This is a genomic window from Paracoccus hibiscisoli (assembly GCF_005048265.1).
GTDB classification, from domain to species: Bacteria; Pseudomonadota; Alphaproteobacteria; order Rhodobacterales; family Rhodobacteraceae; genus Paracoccus; species Paracoccus hibiscisoli.
Genome location: NZ_SUNH01000002.1, coordinates 23227 through 37345, shown reverse-complemented (window position 1 = coordinate 37345; position 14119 = coordinate 23227). Strand labels below are relative to the sequence as shown.

Below are 14119 nucleotides of genomic sequence, written 5' to 3'. Positions count from 1 at the left end.
TGATGTTTTGAGGCTGATGGAACTGCAAGAATGCGTGGCCGGCCGCTGGTCGCCCCAAATCGGTGATCCGGATGTGACGGGCTGGTTGACCGTATTGGCTTATGTGCTCACGGCCATCCTGTCGATTGCGGTCTGGCGCAGGCTGGCCGGGCGCGCCGGTCGGGTCTTCTGGGCCGTTCTGGTCGTCGTGCTGGCCTTTCTGGCCGTCAACAAGCAGTTGGATCTGCAAAGCGCGCTGACCGCCGCGGGAAAATGCCTGGCCACCGCGCAAGGCTGGTATGCCGAGCGCAGAGCCATCCAGGCGGGTTTCATCGCGACGCTTTTGGCCACCGTGGTGTTGGGGCTGGTCGCCACGATGCTGATGCTGCGGAACAGCCTGGGCCGCGACCTGCTGGCGCTGCTGGGACTGGGCATCGTGCTGGCCTTCGTCATGGTCCGGGCGGTCAGCATCCATCGTTTCGACTATCTGATCGGGGCGCAGAGCCTTGGCGTCTCGAACAATTTCCTGTTCGAGAATGCCGGTCTGCTGCTTATCGCCCTGAACGCGGTCCTGCTGCTGCGCCGTTACCGCGGATCGGGCCCGGGCGCCAACAGGCCCTGAGCCCCCTCCGGCATGGGCCATCTGCTTCATGCCGGCTGAGCCGCGAATTCGCGGATGTCCGTCAGGCGGCCGGTGACGCCCGCCGCCGCCGCCATCGCGGGGCTCATCAGATGGGTGCGGCCCTTGTAGCCCTGACGCCCCTCGAAGTTGCGGTTCGAGGTCGCGGCGCAACGCTCGCCCGGCTTCAGCTGGTCGGGGTTCATGCCGAGGCACATCGAACACCCCGCCAGACGCCATTCGAAACCGGCATTGGTGAAGATGACGTCCAGCCCCTCCTCCTCGGCCATGGCGCGCACCAGGCCCGATCCGGGCACGACCATGCCGCGCACGCCAGGCGCCAGTTTGCGGCCGCGCAGCACGTCGGCGGCGGCGCGCAGATCCTCGATCCGGCCATTGGTGCACGATCCGATGAAGACGGCGTCGATGGTGATCTCGGTCAGCGGCGTGCCGGCGGTCAGGCCCATGTAGTCCAGCGACCGGCGCGCGGCATCGACCTTGCCGCCGGTAAAGCTCTCTGGCGCGGGGACGGATGCCGTGATGGGCAGGGCGTCCTCGGGGGATGTGCCCCAGGTGACGGTGGGGGCGATGTCCTCGGCGCGGATTGTCAGGACCTTGTCGAAATGCGCGTCGGGGTCGGAAAACAGCGTCCTCCACCAGGCGACGGCGGCCTCCCACTGCGCACCTTTGGGCGCATGGGGGCGGCCCTTGACGTAATTGAACGTGACCTCGTCCGGGGCGATCAGACCGGCGCGGGCGCCGCCCTCGATCGCCATGTTGCAGATGGTCATGCGGCCTTCCATCGACAGGTTGCGGATCGCCTCGCCGCAATATTCGATGACATGGCCGGTGCCGCCCGCGGTGCCGGTCTCGGCGATGATGCGCAACACGATGTCCTTGGCGGTTACGCCGGGGGCCAGGCGGCCGGTGATCTCGACCTTCATGTTCTTGGACTTGCCCTGGATCAGGGTCTGGGTGGCCAGGACATGTTCGACCTCACTGGTGCCGATGCCGTGGGCCAGCGCGCCGAAGGCGCCGTGGGTCGCCGTGTGGCTGTCGCCGCAGACGACGGTCATGCCGGGCAGGGTCCAGCCCTGCTCGGGGCCGACGATATGCACGATGCCCTGGCGGATGTCGGTCACCGGATAGTAATGCACCCCGAATTCGCGGGCGTTGCGGTCCAGCGCATCGACCTGGATGCGCGATTCCTCGTTGTCGATGCCCTGCTGGCGGTCCAGCGTGGTGGGCACGTTGTGATCGGGCACGGCGATGGTGCGTTCGGGGGCGCGGACCGTGCGGCCGGTCATGCGCAGCCCCTCGAAGGCCTGCGGGCTGGTCACCTCATGGACCAGATGGCGGTCGATATACAGAAGGCAGGTGCCGTCGTCCTGACGATCCACCACATGGGCGTTCCAGATCTTGTCGTAAAGCGTGCGTGCAGAGGTCATGGCTGAGGTCTTTCGGCTGTGATGCAGGGGGGCAGGGACGGACAGCCGTCAGCCCTGCGCGGTCACGCCCAGCATCTCGCCGTAGAAGCGGCCCGGCAGGCGCGCGCGGTCATGAATGTCGAAATAACGCATCATTCGGCCAGATTAGGCCAGCATCCGCCCGCTGGCAAGCGCGTCCGCCTTAAGGAAAATGCCGCGAGAGATTGAGACGGGCCGAAAAGATGCTATGTTGGGGGAACCCCTGCGCCGGGGGTCATCGGCGCGCGGACCGGAGGACTACACCCTGTCACAAGACGCCCCGTCGGCCGGTCGGCCGACTTCGACCCAGCATTCCAGCCAGCACAGCAGCGATGACATGCTGGCTTTGGTGCTGAATTCCCTTGATGACGACAAGGCCGAGGAGGTCATCACCATCGACCTGCGCGGCCGCACGGCCATTGCCGACCACATGGTCATCGCCTCGGGGCGCAGCTCGCGCCAGGTGGGCGCCATCGCGGAAAAGCTGGCCGAGCGCGTGAAGCAGGTCACCGGCCGCAGCCCCCGGATCGAGGGCAAGGATGCCGGCGATTGGGTGCTGATCGACACCGATGACGTGATCGTGCATGTCTTCCGCCCGGAGGTCCGCGATTTCTATCAGCTGGAAAAGATGTGGCTGCCCGCCGATGCGCTGGCCCGCAGCCGCGAACCGGCCGAGCCGTCGACCTATCAGCCGCTGGTCTGATCCGCGCCGATGCGCATCGACATCGCCGCCGTGGGGCGGCTGAAGACCGGCCCCGAGGCGGCGCTGGTCGCAGACTACCTTGACCGTTTCGCCAAGACCGGCCGCAGCCTGGGGCTGCCGGCCGTGTCGGTCCATGAGGTCGAGGACCGCCGCGCCGGCACCATGGCCGCCGAGGCCGCCCTGCTGTCTCGCGCCATCCCGCCCGGCGCGGCGGTGGTGATGATGGACGAACGCGGCGATCAGCCGACCTCGCCCGAATTCGCGGCGCGGCTTGCGGGCTGGCGGGACCAGGCGCGTGATGTGTGCTTCGTGATCGGCGGCGCGGACGGGCTGGACCCCGACCTGCGGACGCGCGCCGATTGGCAGATCAGCCTGGGCCGGATGGTCTGGCCGCATCTGCTGGTCCGCGTCATGCTGGCCGAACAGCTCTATCGCGCCGCCACGATCCTCGCGGGCTCCCCCTACCACCGCGCCTGATCCGGGCCGCCCCTTCTTCTTCACGCAAATATCCCGGGGGTCCGGGGGCTGGCCCCCGGTCGCGTGGTTGCCGCGCGCGCCCGGCGGCGATAGACAGGGTCAAAACCGCGAGGCTCCGATGACCAAACCCGTGATCCTGTGCATCCTTGACGGCTGGGGCCTGTCCGACCGCCCGGACCAAAGCGCGCCCGACCGCGCCGCCACCCCGCATTTCGACCGGCTGATGCGCCAGCATCCGCATGCCACGCTGGTCACGCACGGCCCCGATGTCGGCCTGCCGCGCGGCCAGATGGGCAATTCCGAGGTCGGCCACACCAATATCGGCGCGGGCCGCGTGGTCGCCATGGATCTGGGCGCGATCGACCTGGCGATCGAGGAGGGCAGCTTTGGCCGGAACCCGGCGCTCTTGGCCTTCATCGACCGGCTGAAGGCCACGGGCGGGACGGCGCATCTGCTAGGGGTCATCTCGGATGGCGGCGTGCATGGGCATCTGGTGCATGTGCTGGCCGCCGCGCGGGCCGTGGCGGGCGCGGGCGTGCCGGTGGTGATCCACGCGATCACCGACGGCCGCGACGTGGCCCCCGATTCGGCACCCGCCTTCCTCGGGACGCTGCAGGCCGGCCTGCCCGAGGGCGCGCGCATCGGCACGCTGATCGGGCGCTATTACGCGATGGATCGCGACACCCGGTGGGAGCGGGTCCAGCGTGCCTTTGCCGCCATCGTCGCAGCTCAGGGAGAGGCCGCGCCGGACGTGGCCCAGGCCATCGCCACCGCCCATGCGCGGGGCGAGATGGACGAATTCGTCAGCCCCTTCGTCATCGACGGCTATGCGGGCGCGCGGGACGGGGACGGGGTGTTCTGCCTCAATTTCCGCGCCGACCGCGCGCGCGAGATCCTGTCGGCCCTGGGCGATCCGGAGTTCAACGGCTTTGACGCCGGCGCGCGCCCCGATTGGGCGGCGATGTTGGGCATGGTCGATTATTCGACGCGGCATGACCGCTTCATGCAGGCGGCCTATCCCAAGCGCCAGGTCGAGAACACCCTGGGGGCCTGGGTCGCGGCCCACGGCCTGCGCCAGTTCCGCCTGGCCGAGACCGAGAAATATCCGCATGTGACCTTCTTCCTGAACGGTGGCAAGGAGACCCCCGAACCGGGCGAGGACCGCCACATGCCTCAAAGCCCCAAGGTCGCGACCTATGACCTGGCCCCCGAGATGGCCTCGGCCGAGGTGACCGACACGCTGGTCCGGGTCATCGGCGAGGGGTATGACCTGATCGTCGTGAACTATGCCAATCCCGACATGGTGGGCCATACCGGCGACATCGCCGCCGCCGCCCGCGCCTGCGAGGCGGTGGACCGCGGCCTGGGCCGCATGCTGGAGGCGCTGGATGCCGTGGGCGGGGCGGCGGTGATCTGCGCCGATCACGGCAATTGCGAACAGATGATCGACCCGGTGACCGGCGGGCCGCATACCGCCCATACGCTGAACCCGGTGCCGGTGATCGTCTATGGCGCCCCCGGCGTCACCGCCTTGCGCGACGGGCGGCTGGCCGATCTGGCGCCGACCGTGCTGGACCTGATGGGGCTGCCGCAGCCCGCCGAGATGACCGGGGAAAGCCTGATCGCACGATGAAAATGCGCCTTGCCCTGATGCTGTGTGCCGCGCTGGCGGCGCCCGCCTGGTCGCAGCCCAGCCCCGCCAACCAGGCCGTTGCCGAGGCCGAGGCCGCCGCCGCCCTGCTGCGCGCGGCCATCGGCCAGCTGGCCGATGCGGTGGCGGCCGACGATCAGGTCACCGCCCTGACCGAGGTGATCCGCGGCTATGAGCTGGGCCTGTCGGCGCTGCGCGACGGTCTGCGCCAGGCCACCGCCCGCGAGGCCGAGCTGCGCACCCGGTTCGAGGCGCAGCGCGGCCAGCTGTCGCGCGTGCTGGGCGCGATGACCGCCCTGCAGCAAAGCCCCGAATCGACCATGCTGCTGCATCCGGCGGGGGGGCTGGCCAATGCGCGGTCCGGCATGATCCTGTCGGGCGTCACGCCGGGCCTGCGCGCCCAAGCCGAGGCCCTGCAGGAGGATCTGGACGAGATCGCCACCGTGCGCCAGCTGCAGGCCAATGCCGCCGGCATGCTGGGCAGTGGGCTGGACAGCGTGCAGGAGGCGCGGCGCCTGCTGGCCAGCGCGGTCACCGACCGCAGCTCGATGCCGCTGCGCTATGACGAGGACCCGGCCGAGCTGCAGGCGCTGCGCGACGCGGCCGACAGCCTGGAGGCCTTTGCCACCGGCATCGCGCGGATGGAAAAGGACGTGGGCGCGCCCATGGACGATTTCGAGGGCGCGCAGGGCAGCCTGCCGCTGCCGGTGGTGGGCACCGTGCTGCGCCCCTATGCCGAACCCGACGCCGCCGGGGTCAGCCGGCCTGGATGGGTGATCGCCACCGCGCCCGCCGCCCTGGTCCAGACGCCCTGGCCTGCGACGATCCGCTATCGCGGGCCCTTCCTGGATTACGGCAATGTGATGATCACCGAGCCCGCGCGCGGTTATCTTATGATTTTCGCAGGCCTCAGCCAGGTCTTCGGAGAGGTGGGCGACGTGCTGAAGGCGGGCGATCCGGTGGGCCTGATGGGGGGCGCAGAGGCCCCCGCGCAGGAATTCGGCGCGCAGTTCGTCCTGGATGCCGCCCGCGGGGCCGAGGCCGGGCGCAGCGAATCGCTGTATCTGGAATTGCGCCGCGGCAATGAAACGCTGGACCCCGCCGACTGGTTCGTGCTGAATCCCGTCGTCGACCCGCAACAGGACTGAGGCAGGAAAGACCGCCATGAAACATTATCTGATCGCAGGCCTGGGGGGCGTTCTGGCCGGGGCGCTGGCCACAACCCAGATCGCGGGCCCGCTGCTGGCGCAGGAGGCCGACCGCAGCAACACCTCGATCTATCAGCAGCTGGAGCTGTTCGGGAACATCTTCGAGCGTATCCGCACCGATTATGTCGAGGCGCCCGACGACAAGGAGCTGATCGAGGCGGCCATCAACGGCATGCTGACATCGCTGGACCCGCATTCGGGTTTCCTGTCGGCGGACGATTATTCCGACATGCAGACCCAGACCCGCGGCAGTTTCGGCGGCCTGGGCATCGAGGTCAGCCAGGAGGACGGGCTGGTCAAGGTCGTGGCCCCCATCGACGACACGCCCGCCGCCAATGCGGGCGTAGAGCCGGGCGATTTCATCACCCATGTGAACGGCGAATCGCTGCTGGGCCTGCCGCTGGACAGCGCGGTCGACATGATGCGCGGCCCCATCGGGTCCGAGATCACCATCACCATCCTGCGCGAGGGCGAGAGCGAGCCGTTCGACCTGACCATGGCGCGCGACACGATCAAGCTGACCGTGGTGCGGTCGCGCGTGGAGGGGCATGCGGTCGTGCTGCGCGTGTCGACCTTCAACGACGAGACCTATGACACGCTGCGCGCCGAGCTGGACAAGGCCGTCGAGGAGGCGGGTGGAATCGACCGGGTGACCGGTTTCGTTCTGGATCTGCGCAACAATCCGGGCGGGTTGCTGAACCAGGCGATCAGCGTCTCGGACGCGTTCCTGGACGCCGGAGAGATCGTCAGCACCCGGGGCCGCAACCCCGAAGAGAGCGAGCGCTGGAACGCCGAGACCGGCGATCTGGCCCAGGGCAAGCCGATGGTCGTGCTGATCAACGGCGGTTCGGCCAGCGCGTCGGAAATCGTCGCGGGCGCGTTGCAGGACCACCGCCGCGCCATCGTTGTTGGCGAGAAGTCCTTCGGCAAGGGATCGGTCCAGACCGTGATGCCGGTCACCGCCGACAGTGCCATCCGACTGACCACGGCGCGCTATTTCACGCCGTCGGGGCGGTCGATCCAGGCCTTGGGCGTGCAGCCCGACATCCTGGTGGCCCAGCCCCGGCCCGCGCCGACCTCGGAGGAGGACGAGGCGCGCAGCTCCAGCAACTTCAGCCGCTCGGAGGCCGGTCTGCGCGGTGCCTTGGGCAATGAGGTCAGCGACGAGGAGCGCGAGCAGATGGACCGCGAGGCCGCCGAGCTGGAGGCCACCGCAGCGCTGCGCGACGAGGATTACCAGCTGGCCTATGCGGTCGATGTGCTGAAGGGCCTGGCGGCGGTGAATTTCCGCGCCGATCAGGTGCCTGCCACCGCCACCCCCGCCGTCACCGGCGAGGGTGCGGGCGGCACCGATGCGCCCGATCAGGGATGAGCGAGCGGACCGGGCCGGGCGGCTTGCCCTATCGCCCCTGCGCGGGGGTCGTGCTGATCAACCGCGCGGGGCTGATCTTTGCGGGCGCGCGCATCGACATGCCGGGCGCCTGGCAGATGCCGCAGGGCGGGATCGACGCGGGCGAGACCCCGCGCGAGGCCGCCCTGCGCGAGCTGACCGAGGAGACCGGCGTGCCCGCCGACCGGGTCGAAGTTCTGGCCGAGAGCCTGGACTGGGTGTTCTATGACCTGCCGCCGGACATGGTGGGCCGGATCTGGAAGGGCCGATTCGGCGGGCAGCGGCAGAAATGGCTGCTGCTGCGGTTTCTGGGCGAGGATGCCGAGATCCGGATCGACACCGATCACCCCGAGTTCGACCAGTGGCAATGGATGCAGGCGGACGCCCTGCTGGAGGGGATCGTGCCCTTCAAGCGTGCCGTCTATGCCGAGGTGCTGGAGGCGTTCCGCCCGCATCTGGCCTGACGGTCAGGAGGGCGGCGTGCCCCATGCGTCCTGAAAGATCAGATCGTCCAGCGGCAGGCGGTCGGCCCAGCCCCGCGCCTGCAATTCCGGCTGCTGATACAGTTCGGTGACATGGCCGATGCACAGATAGGCCACCGGCACGACATGGTCTGGCAGGGCCAGGATGCGGCTGAGATCGTCCAGATCGAAGATGCTGACCCAGCCCACGCCGATGCCTTCGGCCCGCGCGGCCAGCCACAGGTTCTGGACCGCGCAGGCCGTGGAATAGAGGTCGGTGGCCGCGTCATGGGTGCGGCCCAGCACATGCGGCCCGCCGCGCGTGCGATCGCAGGTGATGCACAGGTTCACCGGCGCCTCCAGGATGCCCTGCAGCTTCAGCGAGGAGTAAAGCGCCTTGCGGTCGGGAAAGCGGGTGGCGGCCTGGGCATTGGCGGTCTGGAACGCGTCGTGCAGGCGCTGGCGGGTGCCCGGGTCGCGGATCAGGATGAAGTTCCAGGGCTGCGACAGCCCGACCGAGGGCGCGTCATGCGCGGCCTGCAGCAGGCGGCGCAGGGTGGCCGGGTCCACCGGGTCGGGGCGGAACTGGCCGCGCACGTCGCGGCGCTGGCGGATCGCGCGATAGACGGCCGCGCGTTCCTCTGGCGTGAACGGCCCCGCGGGGGCGAGGCCGTCGGTGTCCTCCGTCACCGGCGCAGCTGGTCCAGCAGGATCGAGGTCGGATAGCCATCCGGCGTCACCCCGATCGAGCGCTGGAAGGCCGAGACCGATTCCATCGTGGCCGAGCCGAACAGCCCGTCGATCTCTCCCTGATAGAAGCCGCGTTGGGCCAGGCGACGCTGGATCTCTTCGCGTTCGCTGGTGGACAGGGCGCGGTCGCTGCGCGGCCAGGCGCCCTGGATGCCCGGACGGCCCGCGATGCGTTCGGCCAGGAAGGCCACGCCCAGAGCATAGTTGTCCGAGTTGTTGTAGCGCAGGATCGAGCGGAAGTTGTCGCCGATGAAGAAGGCCGGACCCCGCGCCCCCGCCGGCATGATGATCGAGCCGCTGCCCGACGGCATCGCGCCGCCGCCGATGCGGCGCACGCCCATCCCGGACCAGTCGGCGCGCCGGGTGCCCTTGCCGATCAGGCTCATGTTGAAGTTGGCGGGCAGCTGGACCTCGGCGCCCCAGGCCTGACCGCGCTGCCAGCCGTTGCGGGCCAGATAGGCGGCGGTCGATGCCAGCGCGTCGGTCGGGTCCTCGGACCAGATGTCGCGGCGGCCGTCGCCGGTGAAATCGACCGCGTATTCCAGATACGAGGTCGGCATGAACTGGGTATGGCCCATCGCGCCCGCCCAGCTGCCCAGCATGCCGGCCGGGTCGACATCGCCCGCCTGGATGATGCGCAGGGCGGCGATCAGCTGGTTCTGGAACATCTCTCCGCGGCGGCCGTCATAGGCCAGCGTGGCCAGCGAGGGGATGATCTGCATCCGGCCCCGGTTCGCGCCGAAATTCGATTCCATCCCCCAGACGGACAGGACGACCTCGCGCGGGACGCCGTATTGCGCCTCGATCCGGGCCAGGGTCGGGGCCAGCTGCGCCAGCTTCTGGCGGCCGGTGGTGATGCGCACGTCCGACACCGCACTGTCCAGATACAGCCAGACGGGCCGCGAGAATTCGGCCTGGCGGCGGTCCAGACGGATCACGTCGGGGTTGTAGCGGGCCAGCGCCATGGCGCGGTCATAGGTCGCGGGCGACACGCCCGAGGAGACGGCACGGGCGCGGAACTGCTGGACGAAGCGCTGCAGCCCGGCCTCGTCGCCGGGGGCGGCGGGCGGGATGGGCGTGACGGTGACATTGGCCGGGATCGAGGGGCCGCCCGTGCTGGGCATGCGCGACACGGGCGACGCGCAGGCCGCCAGCGCGCCGATCAGGGTGGTGGACAGGAAGATGCGGGAAATGGACATGAAGGAATCGCCTGTTCTGGACTGCCGAAGTTTTCTTGACCCGGATCTGTGGCCCGGATTTGGTTCATTCCGGTCAGTCTAGCCGAAGGATTCCCCCTTGGGTAGGGCGTGGTGCCGGCTTTTCCCGCCCCTCAGTGCAGCAGCGATTCCGGGTCGGGCGCATCGCCGAACCAGGGGGTCATCTGCGCGATGATCACCGAATTTTCGGCCAGGGCGCGGTCCATCAGCGCGCGTTCGGCCTCGTCGATCTCGTGGCCGTCGGCCAGGCGTTCCTCCAGCGTGCCGTATCCGGTGACGTCCAGCGGCGCCATGTCGGCCTGTTTCAGGATGGCCACGGTCTCGCGCACGGCCTCGGGTTCGTCATGGCCGGCGGCATAGCAGACAAGGCCCGCGCCGGTGGCGCCCTTGGGCAGGCCGTCGCCCGCGCGGCGGCCCAGTTCGACGACCAGCGTAAAGACCTTCATCGGTCACTCCATCGGTTTGGCGCCGCCGGGGGCGGGCGCGGCCCCTTCGGGCCATTCGGGGGCCAGCCACGCCCGCCCACCGCATTCGGGGCAGGGCGCGCGGGTGGCGATGATCTGCGCCCCGCTGAGGGCGCCGCAGAGGCAACAGCATGTCTGCCCGTCCATCGCAAGCGGCTTGTCCGGCAGCGGGTCGGCGTTCACCAGGTGATCGGGCGGCAGCAGCGACAGGCCGGGCTGCGCGCTGGCGCGGCGAAAGACCGACAGCCCGCCCCCCGCCTCCAGATACGCGGCGCGCAATTCGCCCAGGTTGGCGATGCCCGCCAGGCGCAGCATGGCCTTGATCTCGGAGACGCCCAGGTCGCGATGGGACAGCGCGCCTGGCAGGATGCGCCCGTCCAGCACCAGCGCCACGGGGCGGCCGTCGATGATGCGCTTGGCCCGGTCAAAGCGTACGATCAGCCGGTCGAGGATCTTGTTCAGCCCCACGACGATGGTGATGACCGCGATGGCCGCCAGCAGCGGCACGTCGGGATAGAACATCGCGTCCCCCACCGCCGAGCCGAGCGCGATGACCAGCAGGAACTCGACCATCGACAGCTGCGCCACGCCGCGCCCGCCGATCCATCGGATCATCAGCAGGGCATAGACATAGATCAGCAGGGTGCGGAACAGGATCTCGGCATAGAACAGGGGCGGGTGGTCGCCCAGAAACATCCGGGAGAGGTCGAAGGGAATGACCTGGGGGTCCATTGGGGGGCCTTTCGCGACGGGTATGGCGCGCGGCACAACCGCCGCCGGGGGCGCGGGGTTCCGGATGGATGAACCGCAGGCAGGTCCGGGCGTTGGGGCGGGCATGAGCCAAAGGATGACGCGATGACCCAACCGATGATGACATTGAACGACGGACGGACGATGCCCCAGCTGGGCACCGGAATCTGGCAGGTGGAGGATGCCGCGACCCCCGCCGTCGTGGCCGAGGCGCTGCGCATCGGATACCGGCTGATCGACGGTGCGGCCGCCTACAAGAACGAGGCCGGGATGGGGCAGGGCATCCGCGACAGCGGCGTGGCGCGCGACGAGATCTTTGTCACCTCCAAGCTGTGGAACGATGCGCAGGGTCATGACGCGGCGCTGCGGGCCTTTGACGCGACGATGGATCGCTGTGGGCTGGATTATCTGGACCTGTATCTGATCCACTGGCCGCTGCCCGCGATGGACGCCTATGTCGAGACCTGGAAGGCGCTGATCCGCCTGCGGGACGAAGGCCGGGTCCGGTCCATCGGCGTCGCCAACTTCCACGAGCCGCATCTGCGCCGCCTGATCGACGAGACGGGCGTCGCGCCCGTGCTGAACCAGATCGAGCTGCACCCCTCACTGGTGCAGGCGCCGCTGCGGGCGGTGAACAAGCAGCTGGGCATCGTCACGCAAAGCTGGACCCCCCTTGGTCGCGGCGACAGCTTTGATGCGCCCGCGATCCGCGATGCCGCTGCGCGCACGGGGCGGACGGTGGCGCAGGTGATCCTGCGCTGGCACATCCAGCACGGCCTGTCGGTCATTCCGAAATCCGAGCGGCCCGAGCGTCTGGCCGAGAATTTCGACGTGCTGGATTTCACCCTGACGCCCGAGGAGATGGCGGCCATCGACGCGCTGGACCGGGGGCACCGCACCGGGCCGGACCCCGACGAGTTCGACTATCGCAAGCCGCTCTGATCCAGCAGGCGGCGCATCAGGGGGCTGGCGGGGTCCGCCAGCGCCTCGATCACGTCGAAATGGTGGCGGCCGGGGTCGATGACGCATTCGGTCGCCGCCCCCAGCCCCGCCCAGACATCCGCCAGAAGCCGCGCCTGGCGGATGAATTCCGGACGCTCGGCCCCGCCGACCCAAGAGGTGACCGGGATGCCCGCGCGGGGTTCCAGCAGGGCAGGGCTTTCCGCGACGGATTCCGCCGCATCCAGGCGCAGCGTGTCGTTCATCGCCGTGCGCATCAGCAGGCGCAGGTCGCTTAGCGGAGAGATCGGCACGCAGGCGGTCACGCGCGCCGCCACCGCATCGGGCAGGACGCCCGGACAGATCATCCGCGCGGCCAGATGGCCGCCCGCCGAATGGCCGGTCAGCGCCACCGGCCCCGCCACGCGGCCCGCCGCCTGCGCGATCTGGTCGGCCACGATGCGGGTCATGTCAGCGATGCGCGCATCGGGTGCCAGCGGATAGCCGGGCATGGCGCAGGCCCAGCCCGCCGCCAGCGCCCCCGCCGCCAGATGCGACCACAGCGTCGGGTCGAACCGCATCCAGTAGCCGCCATGGATGAACACCATCAACCCACGCGGCGCGCCCTCGGGCAGGAACAGATGCCCGCGGCCCAGATCCTGCGGCGGATGGGCGGCGCGAAAGGCCGCCGCCGCGTCGGTCCAGCGGGGGACATAGGCATCGGCATTCGGGATATGCGCGCCATTGGCATAGGCTTCGTCCCAATCGGTGATCTGGTACAGCATCGGTTCCCCCTCTTTCGGGCAGCCAATCGCGGCGCTATCGTCGCGTCAAGAGGGAGCCCACGATGACCGATTTCACCAAGACCCGCGCCGCATTCCACCTGCCGGACGGCATGACCTATCTGGACGGCAATTCCCTGGGGCCGATGCCCCGTGCCGCCGCCGACCGGGTGGCCGCGATGATGGCGGATGAATGGTCCCAGATGCTGATCACCGGCTGGAACAAGGCCGGATGGTATGTCCAGCCGCGCAAGGTCGGAGACCGCATCGCGCGGCTGATCGGCGCGGGTGACGGTCAGGTCGTCATGGGCGACACGCTGTCCATCAAGGTGTTCCAGGCGCTGAGCGCGGCGCTGGCCCTGCGGCCCGACCGCCGGGTGATCCTGTCGGACAGCGGCAACTTTCCGTCGGACCTGTACGTGGCCGAGGGGATCGCGCGCGCCTTGGGCGCGACCCTGCGCGTGGTGGCCCCCGAGGCGGTCGAGGCCGCCATCGGCCCCGATCTGGCCGTCCTGATGCTGACCGAGGTCGATTACCGCACCGGGCGCCGCCACGACATGCCCGCCCTGACCGCCCGCGCGCATGAGGCCGGCGCGCTGGCCATCTGGGACCTGGCCCATTCGGCGGGGGCGGTGGATGTGGACCTGCTGGGGGCGGATGCCGATTTCGCGGTGGGCTGCACCTATAAATACCTGAACGGCGGGCCCGGGGCGCCGGCCTTCATCTGGACCCATCCGCGCCATGCCGAGGTGGCGGAACCGATCCTGCAAGGCTGGATGGGCCATGCCGCGCCCTTTGCCTTTGACCAGGAATATCGCCCCGCGCCGGGGATCGAGCGGATGCGCGTGGGCACGCCCCCCGTCATCGCGCTGAGCGCGCTGGAGGCGTCGCTGGACATCTGGGACCACGTCGACATGGGGGCCCTGCGCGCGCGGTCCATCGCGCTGACCGAGGCCTTCATCGCAGGGGTCGAGGCCCAGTGCCCCGATCTGGTCCTGAACAGCCCGCGCGACCCGGCCATGCGCGGATCGCAGGTGGGGTTCTGCCATCCGCAGGGCTATGCGGTGATGCAGGCGCTGATCGCGGCAGGGGTGGTGGGCGATTTCCGCGCGCCCGACGTGCTGCGGTTCGGGTTCGCGCCGCTGTATAACGATCTGGACGATGTGTCGCGGGCCGTCGAGGTTTTGGCCCGCATCCTGCGCGATGCCAGCTGGGATCAGGAGGAATTTCATCGAAAGGCCGACGTGACCTAGGGAAAGGGGG

Annotated in this window: 15 protein-coding genes; 9 read left to right on the top strand and 6 right to left on the bottom strand. The window is 69.4% G+C overall.

Annotated elements, in window-relative coordinates:
* The first annotated feature begins 103 nt into the window (after positions 1-103).
* Entirely contained in the window at positions 104-601 is a 498-nt protein-coding gene (locus tag FA740_RS00605) for a hypothetical protein (RefSeq protein WP_246053362.1), read from the top strand.
* Positions 602-627: 26 nt separating this feature from the next.
* Here the strand turns inward: FA740_RS00605 and leuC are convergent, their stop codons facing one another.
* The gene (gene leuC, locus FA740_RS00600) at positions 628-2046 is read right to left on the bottom strand and encodes a 3-isopropylmalate dehydratase large subunit (RefSeq protein ID WP_136854839.1); all 1419 of its coding nucleotides are present in this window, start codon (positions 2044-2046) and stop codon (positions 628-630) included.
* A gap of 355 nt (positions 2047-2401) precedes the next feature.
* On the opposite strand from leuC, the gene rsfS reads away from it, so the two are divergent.
* The 6 genes from rsfS to FA740_RS00570 all read left to right on the top strand — a co-directional run bounded on the left by rsfS (position 2402) and on the right by FA740_RS00570 (position 7957).
* Complete coding sequence (gene rsfS / locus FA740_RS00595; protein ID WP_246053360.1) at positions 2402-2767, top strand: ribosome silencing factor; 366 nt, start codon at positions 2402-2404, stop codon at positions 2765-2767.
* A gap of 9 nt (positions 2768-2776) precedes the next feature.
* Positions 2777-3244, top strand: coding sequence for a 23S rRNA (pseudouridine(1915)-N(3))-methyltransferase RlmH (gene rlmH / locus FA740_RS00590; RefSeq protein ID WP_136854837.1), 468 nt, complete (start codon positions 2777-2779; stop codon positions 3242-3244).
* 118 nt (positions 3245-3362) lie between these two features.
* Complete coding sequence (gpmI, locus tag FA740_RS00585) at positions 3363-4877, top strand: 2,3-bisphosphoglycerate-independent phosphoglycerate mutase (RefSeq protein WP_136854836.1); 1515 nt, start codon at positions 3363-3365, stop codon at positions 4875-4877.
* The gene (locus FA740_RS00580) at positions 4874-6043 is read left to right on the top strand and encodes a murein hydrolase activator EnvC family protein (protein ID WP_246053358.1); all 1170 of its coding nucleotides are present in this window, start codon (positions 4874-4876) and stop codon (positions 6041-6043) included. Before gpmI ends, FA740_RS00580 begins: the two co-directional genes overlap by 4 nt.
* 16 nt (positions 6044-6059) lie before the next feature.
* Positions 6060-7475 (top strand): S41 family peptidase, encoded by a 1416-nt coding sequence (locus tag FA740_RS00575; protein WP_136854834.1) that lies wholly within the window; start codon positions 6060-6062, stop codon positions 7473-7475.
* Positions 7472-7957: an RNA pyrophosphohydrolase gene (locus tag FA740_RS00570; RefSeq protein WP_136854833.1), complete on the top strand. Its 486-nt coding sequence runs from the start codon at positions 7472-7474 to the stop codon at positions 7955-7957. Before FA740_RS00575 ends, FA740_RS00570 begins: the two co-directional genes overlap by 4 nt.
* 3 nt (positions 7958-7960) lie before the next feature.
* Here FA740_RS00570 and bluB read toward each other — a convergent pair whose 3' ends face one another.
* The 4 genes from bluB to FA740_RS00550 all read right to left on the bottom strand — a co-directional run bounded on the left by bluB (position 7961) and on the right by FA740_RS00550 (position 11117).
* A complete protein-coding gene (gene bluB / locus FA740_RS00565) occupies positions 7961-8644 on the bottom strand; it encodes a 5,6-dimethylbenzimidazole synthase (protein WP_136854832.1) in 684 nt (227 codons plus the stop codon).
* Positions 8641-9903, bottom strand: coding sequence for a lytic murein transglycosylase (locus FA740_RS00560; RefSeq protein WP_136854831.1), 1263 nt, complete (start codon positions 9901-9903; stop codon positions 8641-8643). The genes bluB and FA740_RS00560 overlap by 4 nt, the downstream gene beginning before the upstream one ends.
* 131 nt (positions 9904-10034) lie before the next feature.
* A complete protein-coding gene (locus tag FA740_RS00555; protein ID WP_136854830.1) occupies positions 10035-10367 on the bottom strand; it encodes a hypothetical protein in 333 nt (110 codons plus the stop codon).
* Positions 10368-10370: 3 nt separating this feature from the next.
* On the bottom strand, positions 10371-11117 hold the full coding sequence (locus FA740_RS00550; protein WP_169306181.1) for a DUF421 domain-containing protein: 747 nt from the start codon (positions 11115-11117) through the stop codon (positions 10371-10373).
* A gap of 123 nt (positions 11118-11240) precedes the next feature.
* On the opposite strand from FA740_RS00550, the gene FA740_RS00545 reads away from it, so the two are divergent.
* Positions 11241-12077, top strand: coding sequence for an aldo/keto reductase (locus FA740_RS00545; protein WP_136854828.1), 837 nt, complete (start codon positions 11241-11243; stop codon positions 12075-12077).
* On the opposite strand, the gene FA740_RS00540 is transcribed toward FA740_RS00545, so the two are convergent.
* Positions 12059-12859, bottom strand: a complete 801-nt coding sequence (locus FA740_RS00540) for an alpha/beta hydrolase (RefSeq protein WP_136854827.1) — start codon at positions 12857-12859, stop codon at positions 12059-12061. The two genes, FA740_RS00545 and FA740_RS00540, sit on opposite strands and share 19 nt — an antisense overlap.
* A 62-nt stretch (positions 12860-12921) precedes the next feature.
* On the opposite strand from FA740_RS00540, the gene kynU reads away from it, so the two are divergent.
* Positions 12922-14109 (top strand): kynureninase, encoded by a 1188-nt coding sequence (gene kynU / locus FA740_RS00535; protein ID WP_136854826.1) that lies wholly within the window; start codon positions 12922-12924, stop codon positions 14107-14109.
* Positions 14110-14119 lie beyond the last annotated feature (10 nt).

What these genes read in the sequence shown, in the direction of transcription:
- FA740_RS00575 (WP_136854834.1), top strand. Translation starts at nt 6,060, where the DNA reads ATGAAACATTATCTGATCGCAGGCCTGGGGGGCGTTCTGGCCGGGGCG.
- kynU (WP_136854826.1), top strand. Translation starts at nt 12,922, where the DNA reads ATGACCGATTTCACCAAGACCCGCGCCGCATTCCACCTGCCGGACGGC.
- FA740_RS00555 (WP_136854830.1), bottom strand. Translation starts at nt 10,367, where the DNA reads ATGAAGGTCTTTACGCTGGTCGTCGAACTGGGCCGCCGCGCGGGCGAC.
- leuC (WP_136854839.1), bottom strand. Translation starts at nt 2,046, where the DNA reads ATGACCTCTGCACGCACGCTTTACGACAAGATCTGGAACGCCCATGTG.
- gpmI (WP_136854836.1), top strand. Translation starts at nt 3,363, where the DNA reads ATGACCAAACCCGTGATCCTGTGCATCCTTGACGGCTGGGGCCTGTCC.
- rsfS (WP_246053360.1), top strand. Translation starts at nt 2,402, where the DNA reads ATGCTGGCTTTGGTGCTGAATTCCCTTGATGACGACAAGGCCGAGGAG.
- FA740_RS00580 (WP_246053358.1), top strand. Translation starts at nt 4,874, where the DNA reads ATGAAAATGCGCCTTGCCCTGATGCTGTGTGCCGCGCTGGCGGCGCCC.
- FA740_RS00560 (WP_136854831.1), bottom strand. Translation starts at nt 9,903, where the DNA reads ATGTCCATTTCCCGCATCTTCCTGTCCACCACCCTGATCGGCGCGCTG.
- FA740_RS00540 (WP_136854827.1), bottom strand. Translation starts at nt 12,859, where the DNA reads ATGCTGTACCAGATCACCGATTGGGACGAAGCCTATGCCAATGGCGCG.
- FA740_RS00550 (WP_169306181.1), bottom strand. Translation starts at nt 11,117, where the DNA reads ATGGACCCCCAGGTCATTCCCTTCGACCTCTCCCGGATGTTTCTGGGC.
- FA740_RS00570 (WP_136854833.1), top strand. Translation starts at nt 7,472, where the DNA reads ATGAGCGAGCGGACCGGGCCGGGCGGCTTGCCCTATCGCCCCTGCGCG.
- FA740_RS00545 (WP_136854828.1), top strand. Translation starts at nt 11,241, where the DNA reads ATGACCCAACCGATGATGACATTGAACGACGGACGGACGATGCCCCAG.
- rlmH (WP_136854837.1), top strand. Translation starts at nt 2,777, where the DNA reads ATGCGCATCGACATCGCCGCCGTGGGGCGGCTGAAGACCGGCCCCGAG.